General features: G+C 43.8%; 25 protein-coding genes. 19 read left to right on the top strand and 6 right to left on the bottom strand.

The genetic code is table 11. The features are described from left to right. The first annotated feature begins 348 nt into the window (after positions 1-348). From Q7V21_RS06110 to Q7V21_RS06090, 5 genes are all read left to right on the top strand, one after another. Positions 349-582, top strand: coding sequence for a CopG family transcriptional regulator (locus Q7V21_RS06110; protein WP_304916427.1), 234 nt, complete (start codon positions 349-351; stop codon positions 580-582). Beyond that, positions 569-829, top strand: a complete 261-nt coding sequence (locus tag Q7V21_RS06105) for a type II toxin-antitoxin system RelE/ParE family toxin (protein WP_304916426.1) — start codon at positions 569-571, stop codon at positions 827-829. Before Q7V21_RS06110 ends, Q7V21_RS06105 begins: the two co-directional genes overlap by 14 nt. 221 nt (positions 830-1,050) lie before the next feature. After that, positions 1,051-1,599, top strand: coding sequence for a sigma-70 family RNA polymerase sigma factor (locus Q7V21_RS06100; protein ID WP_304916425.1), 549 nt, complete (start codon positions 1,051-1,053; stop codon positions 1,597-1,599). A 5-nt stretch (positions 1,600-1,604) separates the two neighbouring features. Beyond that, complete coding sequence (locus Q7V21_RS06095) at positions 1,605-2,609, top strand: FecR domain-containing protein (RefSeq protein ID WP_304916424.1); 1,005 nt, start codon at positions 1,605-1,607, stop codon at positions 2,607-2,609. A gap of 201 nt (positions 2,610-2,810) precedes the next feature. Beyond that, positions 2,811-5,276 (top strand): TonB-dependent receptor, encoded by a 2,466-nt coding sequence (locus Q7V21_RS06090; protein WP_304916423.1) that lies wholly within the window; start codon positions 2,811-2,813, stop codon positions 5,274-5,276. 184 nt (positions 5,277-5,460) lie between these two features. Here Q7V21_RS06090 and Q7V21_RS06085 read toward each other — a convergent pair whose 3' ends face one another. From Q7V21_RS06085 to Q7V21_RS06070, 4 genes are all read right to left on the bottom strand, one after another. Beyond that, complete coding sequence (locus tag Q7V21_RS06085) at positions 5,461-7,686, bottom strand: TonB-dependent siderophore receptor (RefSeq protein ID WP_304916422.1); 2,226 nt, start codon at positions 7,684-7,686, stop codon at positions 5,461-5,463. 183 nt (positions 7,687-7,869) lie between these two features. Beyond that, positions 7,870-8,598: a copper resistance protein B gene (locus Q7V21_RS06080; RefSeq protein WP_304916421.1), complete on the bottom strand. Its 729-nt coding sequence runs from the start codon at positions 8,596-8,598 to the stop codon at positions 7,870-7,872. Then, on the bottom strand, positions 8,585-10,261 hold the full coding sequence (locus Q7V21_RS06075; protein ID WP_304916420.1) for a copper resistance system multicopper oxidase: 1,677 nt from the start codon (positions 10,259-10,261) through the stop codon (positions 8,585-8,587). The genes Q7V21_RS06080 and Q7V21_RS06075 overlap by 14 nt, the downstream gene beginning before the upstream one ends. A gap of 60 nt (positions 10,262-10,321) precedes the next feature. Next, entirely contained in the window at positions 10,322-10,672 is a 351-nt protein-coding gene (locus Q7V21_RS06070; protein WP_304916419.1) for a hypothetical protein, read from the bottom strand. Positions 10,673-10,884: 212 nt separating this feature from the next. Here Q7V21_RS06070 and Q7V21_RS06065 point away from each other — a divergent pair, with 212 nt between their 5' ends. The 11 genes from Q7V21_RS06065 to Q7V21_RS06015 all read left to right on the top strand — a co-directional run bounded on the left by Q7V21_RS06065 (position 10,885) and on the right by Q7V21_RS06015 (position 20,093). Continuing rightward, positions 10,885-11,199, top strand: coding sequence for a transcriptional regulator (locus tag Q7V21_RS06065; RefSeq protein WP_304916418.1), 315 nt, complete (start codon positions 10,885-10,887; stop codon positions 11,197-11,199). Continuing rightward, the gene (locus Q7V21_RS06060; RefSeq protein ID WP_304916417.1) at positions 11,192-11,491 is read left to right on the top strand and encodes a DNA-binding transcriptional regulator; all 300 of its coding nucleotides are present in this window, start codon (positions 11,192-11,194) and stop codon (positions 11,489-11,491) included. The genes Q7V21_RS06065 and Q7V21_RS06060 overlap by 8 nt, the downstream gene beginning before the upstream one ends. Before the next feature lie 94 nt (positions 11,492-11,585). Continuing rightward, positions 11,586-11,789, top strand: a complete 204-nt coding sequence (locus tag Q7V21_RS06055) for a BrnA antitoxin family protein (RefSeq protein ID WP_304916416.1) — start codon at positions 11,586-11,588, stop codon at positions 11,787-11,789. 60 nt (positions 11,790-11,849) lie between these two features. Next, positions 11,850-12,260, top strand: coding sequence for a hypothetical protein (locus Q7V21_RS06050; protein WP_304916415.1), 411 nt, complete (start codon positions 11,850-11,852; stop codon positions 12,258-12,260). A gap of 75 nt (positions 12,261-12,335) precedes the next feature. After that, a complete protein-coding gene (locus tag Q7V21_RS06045) occupies positions 12,336-12,611 on the top strand; it encodes a hypothetical protein (protein ID WP_304916414.1) in 276 nt (91 codons plus the stop codon). 197 nt (positions 12,612-12,808) lie between these two features. Beyond that, complete coding sequence (locus Q7V21_RS06040) at positions 12,809-13,897, top strand: M23 family metallopeptidase (RefSeq protein ID WP_304916413.1); 1,089 nt, start codon at positions 12,809-12,811, stop codon at positions 13,895-13,897. A 213-nt stretch (positions 13,898-14,110) separates the two neighbouring features. Next, positions 14,111-14,689, top strand: coding sequence for a YdeI family protein (locus tag Q7V21_RS06035; protein ID WP_304916412.1), 579 nt, complete (start codon positions 14,111-14,113; stop codon positions 14,687-14,689). A 198-nt stretch (positions 14,690-14,887) separates the two neighbouring features. Beyond that, the gene (locus Q7V21_RS06030) at positions 14,888-15,733 is read left to right on the top strand and encodes an alpha/beta hydrolase (protein WP_304916411.1); all 846 of its coding nucleotides are present in this window, start codon (positions 14,888-14,890) and stop codon (positions 15,731-15,733) included. 280 nt (positions 15,734-16,013) lie between these two features. After that, entirely contained in the window at positions 16,014-16,988 is a 975-nt protein-coding gene (locus Q7V21_RS06025; protein ID WP_304916410.1) for a hypothetical protein, read from the top strand. A 95-nt stretch (positions 16,989-17,083) separates the two neighbouring features. Further along, complete coding sequence (locus Q7V21_RS06020; protein WP_304916409.1) at positions 17,084-19,819, top strand: SIR2 family protein; 2,736 nt, start codon at positions 17,084-17,086, stop codon at positions 19,817-19,819. Positions 19,820-19,970: 151 nt separating this feature from the next. Beyond that, positions 19,971-20,093, top strand: coding sequence for a hypothetical protein (locus Q7V21_RS06015; protein ID WP_304916408.1), 123 nt, complete (start codon positions 19,971-19,973; stop codon positions 20,091-20,093). On the opposite strand, the gene Q7V21_RS06010 is transcribed toward Q7V21_RS06015, so the two are convergent. Both Q7V21_RS06010 and Q7V21_RS06005 read right to left on the bottom strand, forming a co-directional pair. Further along, the gene (locus Q7V21_RS06010) at positions 20,077-20,643 is read right to left on the bottom strand and encodes a flavodoxin family protein (RefSeq protein WP_304916407.1); all 567 of its coding nucleotides are present in this window, start codon (positions 20,641-20,643) and stop codon (positions 20,077-20,079) included. The two genes, Q7V21_RS06015 and Q7V21_RS06010, sit on opposite strands and share 17 nt — an antisense overlap. Positions 20,644-20,704: 61 nt before the next feature. Beyond that, positions 20,705-21,106, bottom strand: coding sequence for a VOC family protein (locus Q7V21_RS06005; protein ID WP_304916406.1), 402 nt, complete (start codon positions 21,104-21,106; stop codon positions 20,705-20,707). 101 nt (positions 21,107-21,207) lie between these two features. Here Q7V21_RS06005 and soxR point away from each other — a divergent pair, with 101 nt between their 5' ends. The 3 genes from soxR to Q7V21_RS05990 all read left to right on the top strand — a co-directional run bounded on the left by soxR (position 21,208) and on the right by Q7V21_RS05990 (position 24,145). Continuing rightward, positions 21,208-21,714: a redox-sensitive transcriptional activator SoxR gene (gene soxR / locus Q7V21_RS06000; protein WP_304916405.1), complete on the top strand. Its 507-nt coding sequence runs from the start codon at positions 21,208-21,210 to the stop codon at positions 21,712-21,714. 100 nt (positions 21,715-21,814) lie between these two features. Next, the gene (locus tag Q7V21_RS05995) at positions 21,815-22,519 is read left to right on the top strand and encodes an NYN domain-containing protein (RefSeq protein WP_304916404.1); all 705 of its coding nucleotides are present in this window, start codon (positions 21,815-21,817) and stop codon (positions 22,517-22,519) included. Between the two features lie 153 nt (positions 22,520-22,672). Next, positions 22,673-24,145, top strand: coding sequence for a hypothetical protein (locus tag Q7V21_RS05990; protein ID WP_304916403.1), 1,473 nt, complete (start codon positions 22,673-22,675; stop codon positions 24,143-24,145). Positions 24,146-24,248 lie beyond the last annotated feature (103 nt).

Genomic DNA, 24,248 nt, shown 5'->3' with positions numbered 1-24,248 from the left:
CTTTGCCATTTGCCTGAAAAAATTAAATCAGTAAAACCAATACCTTTGAGCTGAAACTGAGAATTTTTGTCATTAGAACGGTGTTGAGAGAAGTCCGCGATAGTGCCCGAATTTGGGGCATATTTATTAACTAGGCTTCAATTTAGTTCAGTTTAGAATAGATCTAAGACAATGTGATTTTCTCATGCAAATCATGAAAACCAGTGAAACCACTTATCAATAAATCAATGGCACTATAACGTTATGATGTTAAAATGTTAAAATGTTAAAATGATAAAATGTTAAAATGTTTTAACGTTTTAACGTTGTAAAGTTGTAACGTTGTAACGTTGTTAGAGGAGATACAGAATGAGTAATTTATCTAAAAGATCCACAGTGTATTTTGAGCCTGCAATTCATCAAGCTCTTAAAATGAAAGCAGTATCTTTAAACTTATCTGTTTCAGAAATCATTGATGAAGCTGTTCGCTTGTTGATAACTGAAGATCAACAAGATTTACAAGCGATCTCTGAGAGAAAAGATGAAGCAGAAATTAGCTATGAAGCTTTGATTAATGACTTAAAAGCTCATGGAAAAATATAGGATTGTTTTCAAAAAATCGGTTGCTAAGGATTTACGAATCATCCCGAACACTGATGTAAAGCGAATTCTTAAGCGAATTGATGAATTAGCAGAAAATCCTCGAGCGGTGGGATGCATCAAACTAACCGGTGAAGAGAAATATCGAGTTCGACAAGGACTCTATCGAATTGTTTATGAAATCAGAGATAATGAACTGGTGGTAACTGTTATCAAAATCGGTCATCGTTCAAGTGTTTATCAGAATTAGCGCATTGCTGGCTTTAACAGCAATAAACTCTCCGGCGACTATCAAGAAAAAATTGGTTTTTTTAGCCAGCAAACAAATCTTCAAAAACATTCACTTAGTTGTCTTTAAACTTATTTAAATTTAAGTGATTCTGAAGCGCTATTTGAATTTGCCATTATATTCCGCAGTACGTATATTAATGAGAACAGTTTTCATTATCGTTTAAGAGATCGCGCCAGGTCATGACCTCCTCGGAATACACAACACCAACCATTGAAGATCTGTATATCGATCACCATGGCTGGTTGCGGGCATGGCTGCTTAATCGACTGGGAAATGCGGCTGATGCTGCCGATCTGGCACACGATGTTTTTCTGCGGTTGATCTATAAACCCGCGCCACGCGGTTTTGATAACGTCGGCGAAGAACGTGCTTATTTGCGGACGATGGCTCGAGGGATGTGTATTAATCTGTGGCACCGCCGTGAGATTGAACAGGCTTGGCTAGATATGCTGTCCAGTCAGCCAGAAGAAATTGCTCCTTCAGCCGAGCGACAGATCGTGGTGTTACAGGCATTACACGAGATCGGTGCCATGTTGCTTGAACTGCCATCAAAGGCTGCACGAGCATTTCTATTAACAGAAGGCTGCCAAATGACACATGGTGAAGTCGCGGAAGAGTTGGGCGTCTCCACCCGGATGGTTCGCAAGTACGTTGCTCAGGCCATGTTCAAATGTATGCAGTTGCAGGCCCGACATACCATGGTTGATCTTGATTCCAGTTTCGTCTGACAAATATGGATAAATCAGTAACTTTATCAGCCCAGACTCAGGCGGAACCAGCACACCATGTCATGGAGCAGGCTGCCGAGTGGTACGCACTGCTCAGCTCGGACGAAGCGACCCAAGCCGATCATGCCAACTGGACGGCTTGGTTGGCCAGATCGCCTGAACACCGTTTGGCCTGGAGTTATGTTGAGCGTGTCAGTCGTCATTTTGAACCGATGCAATCCGTATCCGATCCACGCCGTGCTGCAGATGGTTTGTGGGAGGCTAACTCACGTGTGATAAAACGTCGACAGGTGTTAGGGTGTCTTGCCGCTTTGGCGGGTACTGGCATGTTGAGTTGGATCACTATGCGTCATACTCCGCTTCCGCTGATGGCACAAACCTGGCGAGCTGACTATCACACCGCCACGGGCGAAAGCCGTGAAGTGGTATTATCCGATGGAACCCGCGTCTGGCTCAATACGGCCAGTGCTTTCAATCAAAATTACACCACAGACAAAAGACATTTGAATCTGTTGATGGGCGAGATCTTGATTGATACGGCCAGTGATGCATTGCGACCCTTTATTGTTGAGACACCGCAGGGACGCCTCAGAGCATTGGGCACACGGTTTACTGTTCGGCTCGACAACACAGAAACCTATCTGGCGGTATATGACGGAATGGTTGAGGCTCAAAACCATTCAGGCGAACAACGAATCGTAAAGTCCGGAGAACAGCTTCGCTTTACACCTAAAACATTAAATAATATTGATACAGCAGATCCGGCACGCGAAGCTTGGAGTCGCGGCATGTTGGTGGCTCAGGATATATCGTTACATGAGGTGGTTAAAGAGCTACGCCGTTATCGTAAAGGTCATTTAGGTGTGGCTCCCGAAGTGGCGGATCTGCTGGTGTTTGGTAACTTTCCGCTCACTAATACCGACACCACGTTGGAGATGCTGACCAACGTGCTTCCAATTCAGATAAATTACAGATTGCCTTGGTGGGTGACGATTGAAGCAAAGAGCTGAGATTGATAGGGCAAGTGTTCTTATTTTTGAGTACGTATTGTTAAGAAAATATTTTTTCAAAAAGTGGTTCCGCTTTTTGCTCGCTCAATTGATTAAGAGGATAGAAGAGCAACAAACATCGATGATTTATTGGTTTACTGCCAGTAGTCAAGACGATGAATTGCTCGCCAAATCCAATTAATGTTTGAGGAAAAGCGATTTATGTCCACTAGTAACCTGCCTCGTATTAGCACCCTGATACAACCATCTGCCCAAGTACAAGCTAAGTTCACCACTGTGCGCCCTTTGGTACTGGCGATGCATCTCGCCATTGCCGGAACAATAATGGCGATTAATGACGTGCATGCACAGGAAAATAACGTCAAACAGTCAGCGGGAGCTCAGGCAGACGCGGTGCGTCAGTATGATATTCCAGCCGGTCCCCTATCTATGGTGCTGACCCGTTTCTCTACAGAAGCGGGCATTTTTCTGGTGGGTGCCACCGAGCTTGCAAAGGATAGAAAGAGTCCCGGAGTGCGCGGTAGACACTCAGTTCAGGCGGCGTTGACTGTATTGTTAGCCGGTACAGGTCTTGAAGTACGGCCAAATGCAAAAGGCCAATATGTGCTACAGGAATCAGAAGTGGGATCGGTAGAACTACCATTGGTCAAAGTCAGTGCAGGAGCGGAATCCGAGCTGCCCCCCGTTTTTGCGGGCGGGCAGGTGGCTCGAGGAAGCCGAATGGGTATCCTTGGTAATGTTGACGTTTTTGATACGCCTTTCAGTACACAAAGCTTTACCGAAGAATTTGCAAGGGATCAGCAGGCGCGACGCGTCTCGGATATTGTTTCAGTCGACCCTTCGGTTCGTAGTGCGATGGCCGAGTATGGCGATACGGAAACCTTTATGGTGCGTGGATTCCCGCTATTTACCAGCCAGGTCGGCGTTAACGGGTTGTATGGAATGACTGATACTCGCAGGATTTCCCCGGAGTTTTATGAACGTGTAGATCTGTTAAAAGGTCCCGCCTCTATGCTTTACGGCGTTGGCCCGTTCGGGGTGGTTGGTGGGAACCTCAATTTGGTTAGCAAGCGTGCAGGGGACGATCCATTGACGCGTCTCACTGGAAGCTACGTCTCCGATTCACAATTTGGTGGTCATCTTGATGTAGCACGTCGCTTTGGTGACAACAATGCCTGGGGAGTTCGTGCAAACCTACTCAAACGTGATGGTGATACCCCGATTGATCGTCAGCAGGACAGTATGAGCAACCAAGCGTTGGCACTGGACTACCGTGGCAGCAAACTCAAAGTCAGTCTGGATCTAACTAATCAGGAGCGCCTCACCGACGGACAAACTGCCAATATGCAGTACAACCAAGGGTTTGCATTGCCTAAAGCACCAGACAATGATCACAATTTCGCTAATAGCTGGGAGTTTATTGATACGCATACCAAGTACTGGATGGCGGCAGCAGAATATGAATTCGACCCAGCAGTCTCAGTCTATGCCAATTACGGACAAGCCGAAGTTGAAGAAGAATATTTCTATGCGGCATCTTCCATGCGCCGCATCATCAATAACGATGGGGATTTTACCGCGCGTGTGGGTGGTTTTCGTACTACCAGTGATGTCAAAACTTATGAGGTTGGTCTGCGCGGACAATTTGATTTGGGGACGGTAAGTAATCGCTATGCCCTGACCTATAGTGAACTCGACCGCAGTTCAAAAGCGCTTTCGGTGCACGCTTCTGGAGTTTACACCGGTAATATTTATGAGACTCCGAATATACCTAAGCCGATACTGAACTATGACCCACTACTGAAAAACGGTGACTTACAACTTAGCAGTGTTGGCTTGCTCAATACCTTTGGGTTTATGAACGATACCATTCTGTTGACGCTAGGAGCACGAGACCAGAAGCTTTACAGTGGTGTTTTCAGTTCTGGGATCAAGAGCGATGCGTATGAGGAAAGCAAGGTTACTCCCTTGGGCGCGTTGCTGTTCAAGTCAGGCAATTATTCTTTCTATGTAAACTACAGTGAAGGCCTCGCACAAGGTGCTACAGCCCCAAGCGGTACAGAAAATCAAGGTGAGTTTTTATCACCTTCGGTCACCGAGCAGTATGAGGGGGGGATCAAATATGATGCCGGCAACTTTGGTGTTACAGCAGCCGTGTTTCAGATAAAACAGCCGAATACCTTTACCAATAGTGACAATGTGTTTGCGGCCGATGGTGAACAACGTAATCGCGGCCTGGAATTATCAATCTTCGGTCAACCGATAAAGGGTATGCGGTTGTTGGGTGGGTTTACCTACATTAATGCTGAACAAACCAAGACGCAGAATGGTGTGAACGACGGAAATGACGCGATAGGCATTCCACGTTTTAACGTTGTGCTGAATGGCGAATATGATATTCAGGCAATCCAAGGGCTGACACTGACCAGTCGCATCACTGCTTTCAGTGAGGCTCAAGCGGATGTGGGAAATACGCAGAGTATTCAAGGATGGGGACGTTTTGACCTCGGCGGTCGTTATGTGACCGAGGTATCAGGTAAAGCGCTGACCTTCCATGTCAACCTGATAAATGTTGCCGATAAGAGCTACTGGAATTCAGTATCGCGCGGCTTTATCACCTCTGGCGCTCCGCGTACGTTGCTTGTTTCTACTTCGATTGATTTCTAGACATCGATTCACCGAACTGGGTCAATATGCGTTCCCACGCAGAGCGTGGGAACGAGTAATAACGAAAAAAATGCTCGCTAAGTTGAGAAAAACAATAAAGGGGGCAGTGATTGCCCCCTAAGTTTATGGGTAAAAATATCTGTTTAACAGTTCACATTTCAGCGGTTACTGTGTTTGTGAAATATCAGAATTTCAACGTCAAACCGGCATAAACCGATCTGCCCATTCCCGGTACGGTTACACCCCATGGAACCGATGTGTTCATCGTGGCTCCTTGACCTAAATACGCTCCTGAAAGTGGATGACTGTAGAGGCGATCAAATACGTTTTCCATACCAAAATCGACACGTGCCTGCTTCCATTCATAACTGGTACGCAAATTCACCAGACCATAACCGGCGGTTTCCATTTCGTTGCGTTCACTGTTGACCTTGTCTTTACCGGCGACCAGCACCCATTCAACATTATTACGCCAGCCGTTTTTGCTGTGCTCCAGCGATAAAGTCGAGTTCAGCGGCATGATGTTATACAAATCATCGCCGGTATCACGGTTTTTACCCCGGATGTAACTCAGTGTGGCGGTACCGCTAATTTGTCCCCATTTTTCAGACTGATAAAGTGTTTTGAAACCCGATACATCCATACCATAAAGTTTGGCTGAGACATTCTGGTATTGCAGATAGACAAAATCATTTGCAGTAGTCAGGTTGGCAGCTGTACAAGCGCCACCACCCGTGCTACAGCGTTCTGCGTCAATAAAGTCATCTACATAGGAGATATACGGTGTGAGTGACACATGCCAATCGTGTTGTTTGGCATCATGGAAATTGGCGGTAAAGCTTAATGTGTGGGCGATTTCTGGATCCAGATCCACATTGCCCACATAACCATTGCCATCACCTACCAGATTAACCATACGCATCGCCATACCATTGGTTGACCAGGCAAAGCGTTCATATAAGTTGGGCGAACGGGTTTTCTGGGCGTAGCCGAATTCATAATCGTGAGTAGCCGATGGGGCAAAGCGGGCAAGCAAGGTCGCATCAATATTATGATCGGTGATGTCACGGTCACTGGCATTAAACGCATCCGCAGCCGCCTGATACATCATCATATTAGTGTTATAACCTTGCACCTCACCAGCATCCATCTTGACGGTTTCATGGCGAATACCCGCCACGGTAGTCCATTGGCTGTTCCAGGCGGCTTCCCATTCGGCAAATATGCCGTAACGATCCCGCTCACCATTATTAATATTCCAGAAAGTATTGGGTGCCATCATCATGCCACCGGAAGCTTCCCAGAAATCATCCAGACGATAACGTTGCAAATCAGCACCAACACGGAACAGATCGCGTTGGTTTGCGTTGATTTCGGCTTTAACCGATAGGCCTCGGTTATCGCCTTCAGTTTCCATCGGCATACCCAAGGCGGTCATCATTCCGGTGCCATAGAGGAATTGCTTGTCATCACCAAACTGCATTTTGTGATGGGTTTTTTCACGGTAAAGCGATGTTTCCAGTGAGCCCCAGTCGAACAGGCCGTTATAGATAAAGTTAATTTGATTGCTACGGTTTTCCGTCATATCCATACGCTGATTGGGCCAGCCTTGATATGGAATGTCCTGATGGGCAAATTTGAGCTGCAGCTGGTGGTTATCCAGTTTATACGCCAGATCAATCGCATGGTTACGGCTTTCATAAGCGGATGAGCCAACTTCATCTGCATCTAATGATCGGCGATCGACAGCAGCATTACCTGCCGGTTTGAAATTGCCACCGGCATCATAATTATTCGCTTTGGCAGTGGAGCCGGTGTAAGTGATACTGAAGTCTTCTGATGCCAAAGTCGTGGAGAGGTGAGCGCCACGGGCATCACCATTGCTGCGATAGTAACTACCGATTTCACCTTTGCTTAATGTCTGGCCTTCAGCTGCAAATTCCGGTTGTTTGGACTTGGCGATAATGGTGCCACCAATACTGTCTCCACCCAGGCTTACCGGTGCAATGCCCGAATACACCTGAATCTCTGAAACACGTGATGGAGCGAGATAGGACAGGGGGGGATTCATATGATTGGCACAGGCCGAAATCAAATCCATACCATCAACTTTGATCCGCAGCCGATCATCGGCAAAACCACGCATAAATGGCAGACCTGAAACACCACCACCCGCATACATCGACATGCCCGCCATATCATTGATAAATGCTGCGGTATCAGACTTATAAGCCCGTTGGGCACTGATGTCTTTTTCACTTAAATTAGTGCTGTCGACCGTAGGTACAGAAGTCCCTGTAACTGTCACTTTATCCAGCATCTCCTCATCGTGTTGATGAACGGCGTACGCAGGAGAATGGGCCAAACCTGTCAGTATCATTAAAGCCAGGGGAGAGAGATGTTTTTTCATGTTGCTGTTATCCCGGTTTAAAAAGTTAAACCAAGAATAAGCAATATGACATTATAAAAATTGTGGGATTTCGAGCAGGTGTGGGTGAAATCACGCACTTTATAAGTAAATGATGATTTTGTTTGGAAAACCGGCGTTCCCACGCGGAGCATGGGAACGAGGTTTGTGCGTTAACGAGTTGTTTTAGAAAAGCAGTTTGATGCCTACCGAAGCAATCCAGTCTTCTTCGCTTTCATCAGCATTTCTGGCGATGGAGGCGGTGCGACCGAATTTGCGTTCGTATTTGAGATCCAGATACGGCACAACTTTACGGGTGATCTCATAAAACAGTTTGATGCCGATTTCACCTTCACTTAAGCCTCTGCCTAACTCCTGACGTTCAACATTCTGAGCAGTAAAGTCCAGTTGGTAGTAGGGTTCAAAGCCAAAACGCTGGGTGAACAGCAGATGGTTTTTCTGTTTCAGCCTGGCGCTGACATCACCATAATCACTGATAAACAGATGTGCCTGAGTTTCAAACAGATAGGGCGCCAATCCAGTAAAACCCAGTGTTAAATAACGGGTGGATTCAGGTTGAGTATCCACTCTCAGACCCAGCTGGGCATCCCAGAAATCGTGCACATTCCGGCTATACAAAGCCCAGACTTCACTTTCTTCCAGTTTGCCTTTATGGCCTTCCAGTTCACCTTTCAGCCAGAGTTTGTGGGTATCTCCACCGATCCAGCCATCCCATTCAATATGGGTTTTATCACCTTCACTGCCACCGCCATGTTGTGCTTCAAACCATAAGGCATGGAAGATGTGTGATTCATGCTCGTGCCCATGCCCATCATGATTATCATCGGCATGGCTGCTGGAAATAAACAGGCTCAATAGCAATGTGACTAGCAGATTAGATTTAGTGATGCTCATGGTGACCTCCCATGTCGTGATGTGCTGGTTGAGAGGCGGGCAAATCATCTTCATCAAACTCGGCGACGACCACTGTAGACATCATGCCAGCAGACATGTGATACAGCAGATGACAATGAAACGCCCATTCGCCCGGCTCATCAGCTGTCAGTAGTACGGAATATTCGGTGCCTGGTGCAACATTAACCGTGTGTTTGTTGGGTAACTTTTCACCCGGTTGACCATTTTCCAGCTGCACAAACATGCCATGCAGATGCATCGGATGCGCCATCATGGTTTCATTTTTAAAGATCAGCCTGACTCGTTCACCATAGTTAAGTTTGATTGGCTCAAAACCCGGATCACCGAATTTATGACCATTTAAGGTCCAGATAAACCGTTCCATGGTGCCGCCCAAGGTCACTACAATTTCCCGTTCGGCAGGACGTAGATCGGTTTGTGTTCCAAGTGCTCGTAAATCACTGTATTGCAGTGCTTTATGTCCCTTTGGTGTACTGGCATCGGCCCAGCCACTTTGCATTTCAGCCGGTTCATCGTCTTGCATATCATGTCCGCTATGATCCATGCCTTGAGAAGCGTCACTCATATCATGGCCACTATGATCCATGTCATGCCCCATATCGGCCATGGTTAACAATGAACGCGGTCGATGGGCTGGAACCAGACCTTTCATACCTTCTCTTGGGGCTAAAGTACCCAAAGCAAAACCGGTACGATCAATAGATTCTGCCGCGATGGTGTATGCTTGATCGGCTTGTGGCGTCACAATCACATCATAGGTTTCAGCTACAGCAAAGCGAAATTCATCAACCGTCACTGGCTCAATATATTGTCCATCAGCCTGAATAACAGTCATTTGTAAACCGGGAATCCGCACGTCATACATCGACATGGCCGAGGCATTGATAAAGCGTAATCGCACCCGTTCGCCAGGCTTGAAAAGACCAGTCCAGTTCTGCTCGTTGGTTTTGCCATTCAACAGAAAAGCGTCGTAGCTGACATCTGCCAGATCGGTAGGCGACATTCGCATCTGCCCCCAATCACGGGCATTGCTCCATGCAGATTTAAAGCCTTTTTCACGTACTTCTCCGAAGAAATCACCGACAGTACGTTGAGCATAATTATAGTAATGCGGGCTTTTTTTCAGATTGCCGAAAATTTGCTGACCGGTTTCATTACTGAAATCAGACAGTAACACCACATAATCCCGATCGGCTTGAACGACCGGTTCGTCCTTGGGATAAATCACCAACGCGCCGTAATGACCATCCTGTTCCTGTGAACCACTGTGGGCGTGATACCAGTAAGTGCCATTTTGACGAAGAGTAAAACGATAGGTGAACGTATCACCAGCTTCGATGGCTTTAAAGTCACTCAGACCTGGTACACCATCCATTTCTGGCGGCAGTAATAATCCATGCCAATGAACAGAAGTTGGCTCGTCGAGTTTATTAATAACGTGGATAACCGCTTCGTCACCTTCGGTAAACTCCATAATCGGACCGGGGATGCCACCGTTGATAGTGATGCGTTCTACGGCTTTGCCAGTAATGTTGACCGGTTCGCGGTCAATGACCAGCGTGTATTCCGTCACACTTGCAATGACAGGGTTGTGGAGTAATGCGGCTGAAATAGCGATCAGCCAGCGACTAAATTGTTTCATGAGATCTATCCTCAGAGAGTTTCGATTGGGTATCCGTAGATACCGGTTTGAACTAGAGGATTAGCTTCGCGGTGGACGTTCGAATTGAGGAGGGTTTTGGCTCACAAGTTGTTCGGCTGTAATTGCCAAACGGCTTTGCGAATAGAGGGAGGCCATAAAAATAGGTTGAAAACCTAATACAACGGAGGCATGACAATTGGCTGTTGCACACTGACAATTATCACTGGCGCAATGAGAACTGGCATCGTGCTTGTGTTGAGCTTCAGTATTGGAATGGCAATCGTGCTGTTGCTGACTCATTTCATGGTGCACAGGCATATCATTATTTCCTGCATGCGCAGCAGGCATCAGCATCGAAATCATAAAGAAGCCGATAAGCAAATAATGAAAAAGAGACTGTGGTTTTGTCATTAAACAATTGCCAATAAATAACGTTTGGTTAGACACAGCATAAGCGAAAAGTTTTTACAGTGCCAAAATTCCAGAGAGGAAAGGGGGGCGGGGGCTGATCTTATCTGGATGAGGTTCTTAATCCGCCTATTTCACCAAGTAGTTTCAGACCAAATATTTTTCACTCAATTATCCTTCTTGCAAAACTCCGTCAATGACGTATATTTACCGTTATGTATACGATCATTGAAACTCCTACATTTGAAGCGGACGCTAATAAAATATGGACTGAAGAGGAGCGTAATGCTTTCTTTGCATGGCTGGCTGCCAATCCAGAGATTGGTGATCCAATTCCTGGTAGCGGTGGATGTAGAAAGGTTCGTTGGTCGGTTGCGGGTTCAGGGAAGCGAGGTGGGGTACGTGTTATTTACTTCACTAAGTTGGCAAATGGAGAGATCTGGTTATTAGTGATCTACAAAAAAGCCGTCAAGGAGAACATCCCCGCACATATCCTGAAATCCATTCGTGAGGTACTGGAAAATGAGTAACGAAACATTGAGTGCGGAAGAGCTTGGTAACAAGCTGCTTCAATCAATCAAAGAAATGAAAGCGGGCAAAGCTGCGCGGGTAAGTCGTGTGGAACCCAATGAGGTAGCAGAGGCGCGGAGTAAAACCGGCCTGACACAAATAGAGTTTGCAGAAGTACTTCATATTTCTCCACGGACCTTGCAGGAGTGGGAGCAGGGGCGTCGTAAACCTTCGGGACCAGCTAAAGCGTTGATTGATATCGCATCTCGTCACCCGGAAGTGATCCGGGAAGACCTCGAAATGAGGGGGTAATACGAGTTTGTTGTTGGATTTACCTAAGTTTCGGTGTGTCGCAAAGCCAGACCTTATGCAGATCATTATTTATGAATAATGATATAGACAAGACATGCGTGAGCATTACGATTTTTCTGAATCAGCCAAAAATCCATACGCCAAGAAACTCAAAAAGCAGGTTACGATCCGGCTTGATGACGATACTGTGGAGTATTTCAAGAATCTCGCTGAAGAAAAAAATATTCCTTATCAAAGTCTTATTAATCTCTATCTGCGTGAGACTGTGCCCAGTCACATAAAGATTGAGTGGCAATAATTATTATGTGGCCAACGACATCAATCATTAACATGCTGTTATGCAAACAAGGAGGCAGGGTTGCTATTTCGTGAAGCTATTGCAAGTGTATTGGCTACGGTGCTGTTCTTCCTTCTAGTTATGCTCGCGTTGCTCACACATTCTGATCCAGATGCTAATGATTCTTGGCAAAGAGGCGTGGCCATCGCGCCAGTTCTGTTCATCATTGCAGTCGCTACTACATGGGCGTGTGGGCAATATCTTTTATCAAAGGGCCTTTGTACGCCACTGAAATTTATTGCCGGTGCTTTCGCGCTTTCTGCAGGAGCTGTAGTGGTTCTCATCACACCAGCAATAGTTATTGGCAGTATTATTGGTTTTTTTCCATGGGTTTCGTCTTTTCTATCAGGTTTAGTTATCGCGCTCACCGCAGCAGTGGCTAGCATCCCATCCGCTGTAATCTGGTGGTGGATTGTGGCGCATAACCAGTGAATCAAGCCGACCAAATTTACCGCTGCCGCTCTAAATTTATTGGGTGATGTGATTAAAACGTTCTGAGAGGAAAATATGGATTGGGTGAATCATCATTGGCTTGATCTAATGGCAATAGGAATTATTGTAACTGGTTTCTATTGGTGCTTTCGAAGAGAGGTGGGTGTTGGCTGGCAAGGGTTTAAGCCATCGTTCTACATCAGAGGTCTTTGGGCTGTATTTTTAGGTATCGCATTAATAGGCGGTGGCGCAAGCTACTTGTTTATGAATAGTACCTTCATGAAAGTTGATACCTGTTTAGATTCTGGTGGTAGCTACAATTACCAAGAGCAGATGTGTGAGTATGCTTAAAACATAATATTTAATATTCCTGCACAAAATGTTAAGTGAAATTTCAGACCGACCACTGCAAATGTCTTTGTTAATTAGTGCGTTTTGTCCGACGATGCAAGTCAAATAAAAGCTAGGTTTAACCTCAATCATATCGCCTAAGACCATTCATCCATAGAGTTGTCATATCAATAATCTATGAAGAGATAAAAGTTGGTATGAGTGACCCGACCGAAACAACTGATGGTGAGCAAAAGCCTGAACCTGATAATGTCCAGACAGAACATGAGAATGTTGGGCTGACCCCAATAAAGCCAAAGACTCGTATCAAACGATCCTGGATACTTATTTTCCTATTGGCTGGGCTCGTTGCTCTTCTGATTGCTCGTGATGACCTGCGACATAACGCAGCTGAAAGCAGTGAAAACGCAATCCGTTATGTTGCTTTCGATATTCTGGGCTGGTCCCCAAGGGATATTTTTGTCTGGCGTTTGCGAGTGGCGGGATTGTTGGATAGTCCTCTTGGGCAACGATGGACAAAAGCTGTTGAAAGGGCGGGTACTCAGCCTGTGCAAGCTAGTGGTCGGTACCGCACAGTTGAAGCCTTTGCGGAGGATGAAGTTGAGGCACACATCTATCAATTATCGCTTGAAAGAGGAGAGAGGCTGATATGGCAACTTTCCCGTCTGGATACATCCGACAATCGGCTTTATGCCAGCCTGGAACAACGCGGAATTAATGACCAAGAATGGTCAACTGTTACGGAACTGGAAACTGATGACACAAGCAGAAGTCGGGTTATCTCCAAAGCTGGCGACTACCGATTTGTTCTTCAACCCGAGTTATTTGCCAATGCCGAATATTCTCTGGCGATTGCCAATGGAGGTTCATTACCATTCCCCGTAGAAGGCGCAGCCCAGCGTGATATAGGCAGTGGTTTTGGTGTTGCTCGCGATGGCGGTGCGCGACAGCATCACGGCGTGGATATCTTTGCAAAAAAGGGAACACCCGTCACAGCAGTGGTTGATGGCTATGTCAGAACAGGTACAGGTGACAGGGGTGGAAAATACGTTTGGCTATCGGGCAGCATGATCGGCCTTGGCAGTGCACGTTACTATTACGCTCATCTGGATTCATTCGCAGTTGAGTCCGGCGACAGGGTTAAAAAAGGTGAAATACTTGGATATGTGGGCAACACCGGCAACGCCATCACCACGCCACCGCATCTTCACTTTGGGATTTACTCAGGCGGCCCCGTTGATCCAGCACCATTTTTGAAACCAGAGCCGGTTTTATCTGATCGATGAGCATCTGGCTGGGCAGCTTCAATCTGACCAACCAAATGTTATCTAGTCGAGCGTCTTTTTGAAAAAAACTGTTCCAAGACAAACAGTAAATAGTAAACAATCAATCGATTATGTTATCGGTTTGTTTTGACTTGGTCGGGGACTTAAAATGTATAACCCACTAGGAATTATTAAAAACCAGCGGTTTTACGCCTTCGCTTAATGAGATAAAAAATGCCAGAGTTTGATGAGTCAAAAGTTAAATCATTTACCGATTCGGAAGAGTTTAGTACGTGGCTAGAATCGAATCATGATCAAGAAACTGAACTTTGGATGATGATTTATAAAAAGGGTTCTGGGTATCAGTCAATTGATTGGGGGCAGGCTGTTATTGAAGCTCTATGCTGGGGGTGGATTGATGGGGTGAAAAAATCATTCAATAGCGAAGCATATCTCCAAAGATTTACTCCAAGAAAGAGGGGAAGCTCGTGGTCTAAACGAAACTGTGAGCATGTAGAGCGGCTTTTATCAGAAGGTCGAATGAAAAAAGCAGGGTTAATTCATGTACATGAGGCCAAAGCTGACGGACGCTGGAATGCAGCCTACAGCCCACAAAGCGAGATGGAAATGCCCGCCGATTTTCTAGATGCTTTAGAGGCAAACCTAAAAGCAAAAGACTATTTTGAATCTCTCAGTAAAACTAAGAAATACATAATCTTTCTCTCACTTCAGACCGCCAAGAAATCTGAAACTCGAGTACGACGACTAAGCAAGTACCTATTAATGCTGCAAAATAATGAACCCATTAAATAAAAGCGAAGGCATGCCTCCATTCGTTTAGCTAACGTATCGCAACGGATATGAATTAAGGTTCAGCTAACTTACTTTATGGGTAACACCATCACCACGCCACCCCATCTCCATTTTGGGATTTACTTAGGCGGTCCAGTTGATCCAGCACCGTTTCTCAAACCAGAACCGATGTTGCCAGATTAAAGGAGGATGAAGCTTATGTTTAACCTCAAAACGTATTTATTTGTTTTATTGGTTGTGCTGCCAAATATCGCATTTTCAGCTGATCGCGAAGCGACCGTATGTGGATGGTTTAAAGAGCGATTGTATTTCCAAATGTGGAGTTCCATGGCACCGCCTCCGGATGCGTCCAGAGTCTCCGGAAACGAGCTCATTGAGAGAGCAGAATTTACAACCGCTGATGGCAAAGTTCTAAAGGGTTACAAATATCAGTCACAAAATGAAAACGGCTTAGCAACGCATCCTGAAGGATATATTTTGGTGGCTTTGGGTAATGCAATGATAGCCGACCTAATGATTACGGCTTTAGAGCTGTTCTCTCAGCGTGGTTACGATATTTATATTTATGATTACCGCGGCTACGGCGAGTCACAAGGCAAGCGCAGGATTAATGCCATCATAGAAGATTACAAAGAATTAGTGGTTCATCTGAACGCACAATATGAGAAACAGCTGCTTTATGGGATTTCTCTTGGTGGTGCCGTTATGGCTAACGTAATCGGAAGTGGCGTGCAGTATGATCGCGCGGTGATTGACTCCAGCCCAAGCAGATTGTCGCCTCACGGATGTCCAGAGCGTATCGACCCTGCAGAAAATATTCCTGATGATGTGAAAAACATACTGGTCATAACCGGTGAAATCGACTCTGTTCTTGGCCCCAAAATGACGTCAGAGTTTAGAGAGCGAGCAGAACAAAAAGGGGCTGCTGTTTTTAATGGTTCAAACTATGCACACCCTTTTATGGATAGCAGCCATGAAATTCACAATGAACGATTGAATAGGGTGATTAATTTTCTAGATGGTAGTGAGGCAATTGATGGCTAATTACTTCTTTTCTTAAGTCTGAAACAAGCCCTGATTTTACCTGCCGCTGAGTATACGAATAGGCACCTCCAACTTGATTGATCAACTACTTGTTGGCTAGTTAATTTGCAAGCGATTGAAATCTGTGGAATATTCCATCCACTACATCCGCAATGGATTGGAAAAGAAATCAGGTTATGGAAAAACACACAGTCTAATCAAGTAAGCCTCGCTAACATGCAGCTATGTGTCCGTAGCCGCCGATTATGAGCTATATAAACAATCAGTAAGAGGAAGTGCGGTGTTAATTTCTGAAGTGATAATGAAGAACAAACGCATTCTTAGAAGATCTATAGATGAATCTTTGACTAAAAGCTATCTCCGTACGTGGTTGAACTGTTGCCGAATGGGAAGCCCGCCACAAGAACCGGACTATATTGCGGACTTGTCTCTACGCTGGGTTTCAGATGCAGTAAGAGACTTAAAGAGAGTACTTCGATCAAAATTTCGCGTTGGAATAACTGGGGTTTACTGCCATCAAAAGCCTTTGGCAGATTTTGGTACCACGCCTAGGCCAGAAATAGGAGATTTACTTCTGTTCTTGAAGTATCAAGAGAGCGGTAGCGCCCCCATTTTTAATTCGCTTTTGTTCCAAGCAAAAACGTCAAGCAGCCAGAACTTCATCATAGGGAGTGGAGATCTGCACCAACTCAAACTTTACGAAGAGTGGCCAAAGTTTCAATATAGAAGGGCGGGGCCTTTGAATAATCAGACCCGTGATATTCACCCCAAGCGTCCGTGTACTGGTGCCAAGTACCTGCTGGTAGACTCAAGTTATATAGGTTGTCATGCCTACTACCCCATGTACTTCCCCTTTGGATGCGCAGTTCCGAATAGATCAATAACACTAACTAAGAGCTTTACAGACGAATTTATTGATTTCCTGACACTTGATGCCGGGAAAGTAATTAGCGACAAGAGTTCGGCAACGGAAGATTGGTCAAATATGATTTGGGATCTTTTGGATATAACACGAGGCAAATGTGCAAAGCGTCACCTCTCCGGTCTCGGCAAGGGATTTCCTCGTCAAACTACCAGCAAAATGGATGCGTTCTTTTATATGGCGGGTGAAGATCCACCGGATTTTTTTGGAAGCGTTGATAACAGCGGAGGGGATCAAAACTATGAGTCTGATCAATCATCTGATGATGAAAATGGAGGGATTTCAGTTTTATATATCCAGATCTCCGCTAACGAATCGCAGGAAAACACATAATAAATTCTTGCAGAAGCACCAAATCATGCTGAGCCCTTGCTACTAAATGGCTTTAAGCATGTTTACTGAAGTAAACTCTAATTTTAGGTACTTAAATGGATGTGACAAATAAAGAGCACTTTAGAATCATTAGAAAGGCTATAGAGAATAACAAGTTGGCTTTATTTGTTGGTTCTGCTGTTTCTTTTGACTCGAACCTACCATCATGGGGAGAACTCATAAGTTTAATGAAGAATGCTTTAGAACTTCCCAGAACAGATGACTATTTAAAAATTGCAGAACATTACTACCTTCAGTATGGAAGAAATACATATTACAGTAAGATCAAGGATTTTTTTCCAACTGGAAGCCAGCCAAATTCACTTCACAAATTACTGCTCTCGCTAAAACCGCAGCACATAATAACGACAAATTGGGATGATTTACTCGAGAAGTCGATAAGTAATAATGGAGACTTATATTTTACGGTAGCAAGCGACCATGAGCTTGCTTCGTCACCAAGTTCACAATTATTGGTTAAAATGCATGGTGACTTGGCTCATCGAAATATCGTGTTCAAAGAATCTGATTACCTTGCTTACACCGATAAATTTCCTTTAATTGAAAATTTCATAAAAAGCCTTTTTTCTACTCATATTGTAATTTTTATTGGTTACAGTATAAGTGATTATAATTTGAATCAAATATTAAGTTGGATAAGAAATAGGACAGAAGATGCTCCACCAGCTTTTACAATTTTAACTGAAAGTAAAATAACATTATCAGAGTCTAATTATTTGAGGGAAAAAGGGGTTTATCCCTTATTATGTGAAGAAAGTTTAAAAGATAACCAAGAGCATCCAGAATTATCATCTAAAAGTAACCGGGTAGCCAGAATAATAGAGAAAATAATTTGCCCCGAATCTACAGAGGTGCTTGATATTTTAGCTGAAATTGCTGTTGATATTTCAAGTTGGGAAACAATATACCCTTCAATATTTGTGCAGTTATTAAAAAACAGATTCAACATAACTGAGATTAATAAAATATATTATGATTCCATTAATAATGTAATTAACTACAATCTAAGTGATCAAGAAAAATTATGCAGCCGAAATGAAGTTAGAAAAATACGAGCTAAACTCATTAAAATATTGCCACACATTCCTGTTGAAGAAGTTAGGTTTTCAGTTTCCCACGATAAATACTACAGAATAAAAAACACATTTAAATTTTATCTGGTTGACGAATATACATCATTTGATTTTAATAATATTTCTGAACGTGTCTCAGCAGTTAGTCTTAATTTAAGTCACAATCATGATAAGTATTTTCAATATGCATATGATAATTACTATTTAAAAAGATTACATCTAGCTAGAGAAGCATTTACGCACGTTGCTAATATGTACTTTTCAAAGTCATTATTTATTAAATCTTTGGTTTCATCATTTAATAAAAAGCAATTATGTTTTGGCGAAATGCCATGGGAAATAAGTAGTTATTTTTTTCAAACATCTATGGAAGAGCAGTTGTTAAGGAATGATAATATTTCGGAAATGATTGAAAAGTTTCCAAAAAGTATTGTAGCTAGACAAAAACCACTATTTCATGGGTTAGACTCTAATAATTCATTTTTATTAGAGCGTTTTAGAAGCATAGCAAACCTGAGCCGAGAAATAGATGAGGAAATTGATAATATAAATAACGGTGCTATGGTGTTTAGTAGCAAGCAGGCATCTATGTATAACCAAGCCTACTGTATAGTCATTTTTATAACAAAGAATAGAATAACTACGATATATTCCGATGACTACAAGAATATTTGTAAAATTGCTTTTGAAGCAATTATAAAAAGGCAGTGCCTAGAAAATAAAGTTGAACTTGATGTTCTTCTTTCTTATATTGCAATAGTCTCATTCAAAGAAAAAGACCTTGTTAAGTTTTTGTCGGACAGGTTAAATGAAGGTAAGTCACTCGAAATAACAGAAGATACCATTAAGTATATTTTTCTAGTGTTAGATAATTTAATTAAAACAATATCTTCTAAAAACCCACCATACTTAATAGAATATTGCATTAGAGTTTGGTCTAACGCGCTTATATTACTGTCGTATGCAAAGCATTCCGAGTTTACAATAAAAGAAATAATTAGGCGATCAACTGACGCTCTTGATACTACTAAATGGTTTCTTCTATCAGAGGCTATTAATCGTTTTTTAGTATTTCAAGTTAATAGATATGGGTGTTCTTTTTCTCTAGATGATTTAAAGCTATTATTTGATAAACAAGTTGAAAAAATCAACCTTAATGAAAATATTCCACTACAAGAGCGAGGAAGACTTTTCTCTAATCTTTTATACCTTATAAGTGACAATACAGATGGTGCTAGCGATATTTTTAAAGGTAACAGACAATTAGAGCGTTTTATTTCAAGCATAGAAGCTATGGATTTTAAAGAACGAGTAAGAGCTATAAATGGTTTTGTTTTTGTTACGCATTCACTGGCTATTGGAAATCTAAAATCAAAAATAACAAAATTATTAAAACAAACTTTTGAAGAATCAAAAGGGAGAGAATTTGATGAAACTTCAATAACTTTTGGACTAGATTTATATAATATTGAGGTTTTACAGAAAAAAGAATTAGATTTTGTTATGTCTAAGCTTAAAATAAAAGTTGATGAACACCTAGAAAAGGGTAGTACTACAACAAATTACCCAATAATTAAGGAGCAGTTAGGGAAAATTAATAAAGAAAACCTTAAGGGATTTGAAGATGTTGTTGAAGGAGTCACTAAACTGGCAACTGCAATAGAAGATAGCTTTAACTGGTTAAACAACAAGCGCTAACAAATTACTCAAATAGATAAATAGTAGCTTGTGTTTTGAAAGATATTGAGCTAAATCAATTTTATACGACTACCAATTATAAAGTCGTAAAAAATTAGTATCAATAAGATAGCTCATCATTCACAAATCAATATCGGCTTAAGGAATTAAAATGAATGAATCAAAACAGAAAAGAAGGATCAAGTGGTCAACCAACTTGCTCTCCGAATTAGAAATGCATTTGCCAAACGGTATTGAAACCCAAGACTTAAACGCTGTTATTGATTTGCTGTAAATCGTCTCGTAAGGCTGGCGACCCTTTGTCCAAGATAGTGAGCTGTGATCAAATCTGTTTCATGGACGTTGCCATCCATAGAGTGGGCAATTAAGCCTGATTGCGCTCCGAGGCGATTACGTTGTTCTGCATCGAAGTTACCAGGAATATCCAAGCTTACCCATAGCATTCCATGCTGACTGGCGAATACTTGCATGTACTGAATCGTACTCAACTGATCACCGCTCAAACTTGCCCCAATGGTAAAACCAGCAGCAAACTTGTCAGCCCATCGTTTCTCGGCCCACAGCTCACCAGTTGCATCAGTGAAGGCTTTAAACTGCGAGGATACGCAGCCCATATAAGTCGGTGAGCCAAAAACTAATGCATCTGCGCTTTCTAATTGCTGGAGTAGATAGCTGTTGCGAAAACGTCCTTCGACAATGTCTGTACCAACAATCTCTGCCTGAATAACCTCGACATCAGTTAGCGTTGCCGCACCTGCAGCAACGGCTTGGGCAAGTTGCTTTGTAGTGCCCGAAGCTGAATGAAATACTACGGCGATTTTCATCACACTACCTCCTGTTGTTGCTGTGCTTTGCGGTTTAAATTCTGCTCGACCTGGATATCATTCAGATACATAACAAACTCCACTGATACTCAACAAACTCCACTTCAAAGCCTGCGGGGTCGATGAAGTAGACATTCTTGCGAAATGGTTCGGTGACGCCTGGATTAGATATGGCATAGCCAGCGTTAGTTAATCGGTCAATCACAGCCGCAAGGTCTTTGGTGACATAAGCAAAATGCGCCAGTCCCACACTATGGCCCATCAGATCACGGTTGACGCCTTCGCCGTTATCGCACAAGGCAATATAGTGTTCATCGTCACCAAAGTGCAGCCATTTGTAGGGCTTTCCATACCAATCACTAAAACCTTCATCACGTACATACCAGTGTGGAAATGCCGCGCGGTAAAACTTCAACATGGCATTGATATCAGTGACCACCAGATTTACATGCTCCAAGTACATAAAACGTCTCCTTGCAATAATCGAGTCGACAGGTTAAAACCTCAACTAAGGTTGAGGTAAAGCTTTTTTTTCAAATTAAGCGAAAAATTCAGGAGCAAGTGATGTCAGAGGCGAACTGGAGTGTCGGCGCGGTAGCAAAACGTTGCGGAGTAAAAATCAGTACCTTGCATTTCTATGAGCAACAAGGGCTTATCCAAAGCTGGCGTAATGATGGCAATCAGCGTCGCTATAAACCCGAAGTGCTAAGGCGGATCTCGGTAATAAAAGCTGCACAGAAAGTCGGTGTTAGCCTGGAAGAAATTAGACAGGCATTCTTGTCATTACCGAATAAACGCACACCAACAGTCGAGGACTGGCAACAGCTTTCAAAAAACTGGCAACGCATGCTGGATGGCCGGATTGCGTATCTGCAAACATTGCGGAATAACTTGGCTGGTTGTATTGGTTGCGGCTGTCTGAGCATGACCAATTGCCCACTCTATAACCCTGATGACACACTGGCCGCATCGGGTAGCGGACCCGTAATACTGGATCAGGCAGAGCAGGAGGCAATGACGGATACAACTGCTTTTGATAAATCGCTTGGAGATCTAGAGTGTCAGAGCTAAATGAAATTTATCAGGCGATCAGTGATAAAGTCGTCATAAAAAACTAGTATCAATAAGACCGCTCACCTTCTACAAATCTATACTGCATTGAGGCACTGAAATGGATGAACTAAAACAGAAAATAGCATTATTTATTGATGCTGATAATGCGCCCGCGAGCAAGTTTGAAGATGTGCTGAGCGAGGTCGCAAACTATGGTGTAGTGACCATTCGTAAAGCCTATGGCAATTGGAAGTCGCCTACGCTAAAGGCCTGGGAAGATCTGTTGCATGAATATGCCATTCAACCCATTCAGCAATATGATTTAACCAAGGGGAAAAATGCGTCGGATATCGCGTTGGTTATTGATGCGATGGATGTGATGTATACCAAGCAGATTGATGTGATGTGTTTTGTGTCATCGGATTGTGATTTTACGCCGATGGTGACCAGAGCATTAGCCGAAGGTAAGGTTGTGTTGGGGTTCGGCGAAAGAAAAACACCGTCGGCATTTGTTAACGCGTGTTCTAAGTTTCTTTTTCTGGATCAAGAAAAAGAAGTCACCAAAACAGCGGTTAAACCCAAGAACATAAAATCTGATACCAAATTGATACATTTGCTGCGTCAAGCCATCGAGGCAACGGAAGACGAAGACGGCTGGGCTATGCTTGGGCCTGTTGGATCAAATATCTCTAATAAGACCTCATTTGATACCCGAAATTATGGCTTTAAAAATCTCAGCAGCCTGTTTAAAGCAATTGATTTATTTGAACTAAAACGTGGTCCCGGCAATTCTTATTTAGTTCGGAATGTACGGAATAAGTAAATTTATGAAATAAAAGGGAAGGTTTCTCGGCTATCACTTTTCCATTTTTGTTAATGCGCCACAGTTCACATTAATTTCAAAATTCATCGAGTTGTCACAATAAATCACTATCTTCAGGTCCGATCTTGATAATCAATCTGACTTGGAGGTTACGTGAAAAATACGCATAAATTAGTTTTCGTTTCTATACTGGCGGCTTTGTACAACGTGCCAGCAATGGCGGCAAGTTGTGTTCCTGGCGGCTCTATTGATTCACCAACCCTGTTATGCACCGCGGTAGACAGCGGCAATATCAATAGCAACCAAAATAATCTTGCAGTGACTGTCGAGAATGATGCACAGATCGTTCGCGCGAGTGGACGCCCGGTTCAATTGGGTGGTTCGGATCAGTCGGTCAATAACCAAGGTCTGCTCGAAAGTGGTAATAGTGACGCGATTCGGGCCACAGGCAATAACCTTTCGATTGACAACTCAGGCACCATTCGTGGTGCTGATCGTGGTATCCGTCTTCAAGACAATGCTGACAATTTCACCCTGATCAACCGGGAAAGCGGAATAATCTCCGCCGAAAATCAAGCTGTGAGATTGGATAACGATTTTGCACTGGAAAATGCTCATATTACCAATTACGGTCTGATCGAAAGCGCTAATGGTCGCGCCATTCAGAGTCGTGGACCGAACACAACCGTGATTAACTACGGCACCCTGCGCGGTGGCGAGGAAGTGATTGAAGCACGTGAAGATTTCTATCTCGAAAATTACGGCACCATTGCCCTGAACGGACTTTCATGGGATGCGGACACACAAACCTGGACCAATACCGGTGCCACTGATGATGAAGACGGTGTGCAGTTCGCCAGCGGAGAGGCACATAACTACGGTGTGATCCTAGGCACCGATGACGGGATCGACATCGACGAAGGGCTGGTACACAACCATGCTACTGGCGTGATTATCTCCACTGGAACTGCTAGTGATTCAATGAATGGCGGCAGTGGTATCGACATCGATCCACTGTTCGAACCCACACTGGGTGAGGTGCGTGACGCAGGTCCACTGACCATCATCAACGAAGGCTATATCGAAGGTGTTCGTGCCATTGGCGCGGATGATGCCAGCACTGCCGAGATCACCATTGAGAACAGCGGCACGTTAGTTGGTCGGGGAGGAAATGCCATCGAGCTTGCTCCTAATCAGGGTAACAGCAGCCTGTTATTAACAGGCAACAGCGAGATTATCGGTAATGTTATTTTTGGCAGCGGCGATGACATGCTAATCATCGATGGACTGACCTCGACCTCTGGTCTGCTGAGCACCGGCATTTTTGACGGTGGCCTGGGTGAGAATAGCGTTTTCTTTAATGACTTTTCTCTGTCCAATATTTTGTCATTTGATATCACCGACGCTCTGATATACATGTCTTTTGGAATCGCGAATAACGAGCTGTTCTCAGGAAAATTCACCAACTTCTCTTCCTGGACTTTCGGCAATGACGGCACTTTCTCCACACAAGCGCTGGCAAGTCAGTTTATGAATCCAAGTGCAGTACCTTTACCAGCAGCACTGCCTCTTTTTGCTTTCGGGCTTTTTGGTCTGTGGGCTGGCCGGGCACGTCTTTTGGGTTAGTAATTGATCCAGTGTTGGGCTAATCCCTAGGTTATTTATGGCTTAGGATTTGGCCAACATCAGCTGAATATTTAGGGCCAGTGTATATATTTACACTGGCCCT

The sequence above is a fragment of the Methylophaga sp. genome, assembly GCF_030651745.1.
Note: the sequence above shows the minus strand (reverse complement) of the source record. Positions and strands in the feature narration are given on the sequence as shown.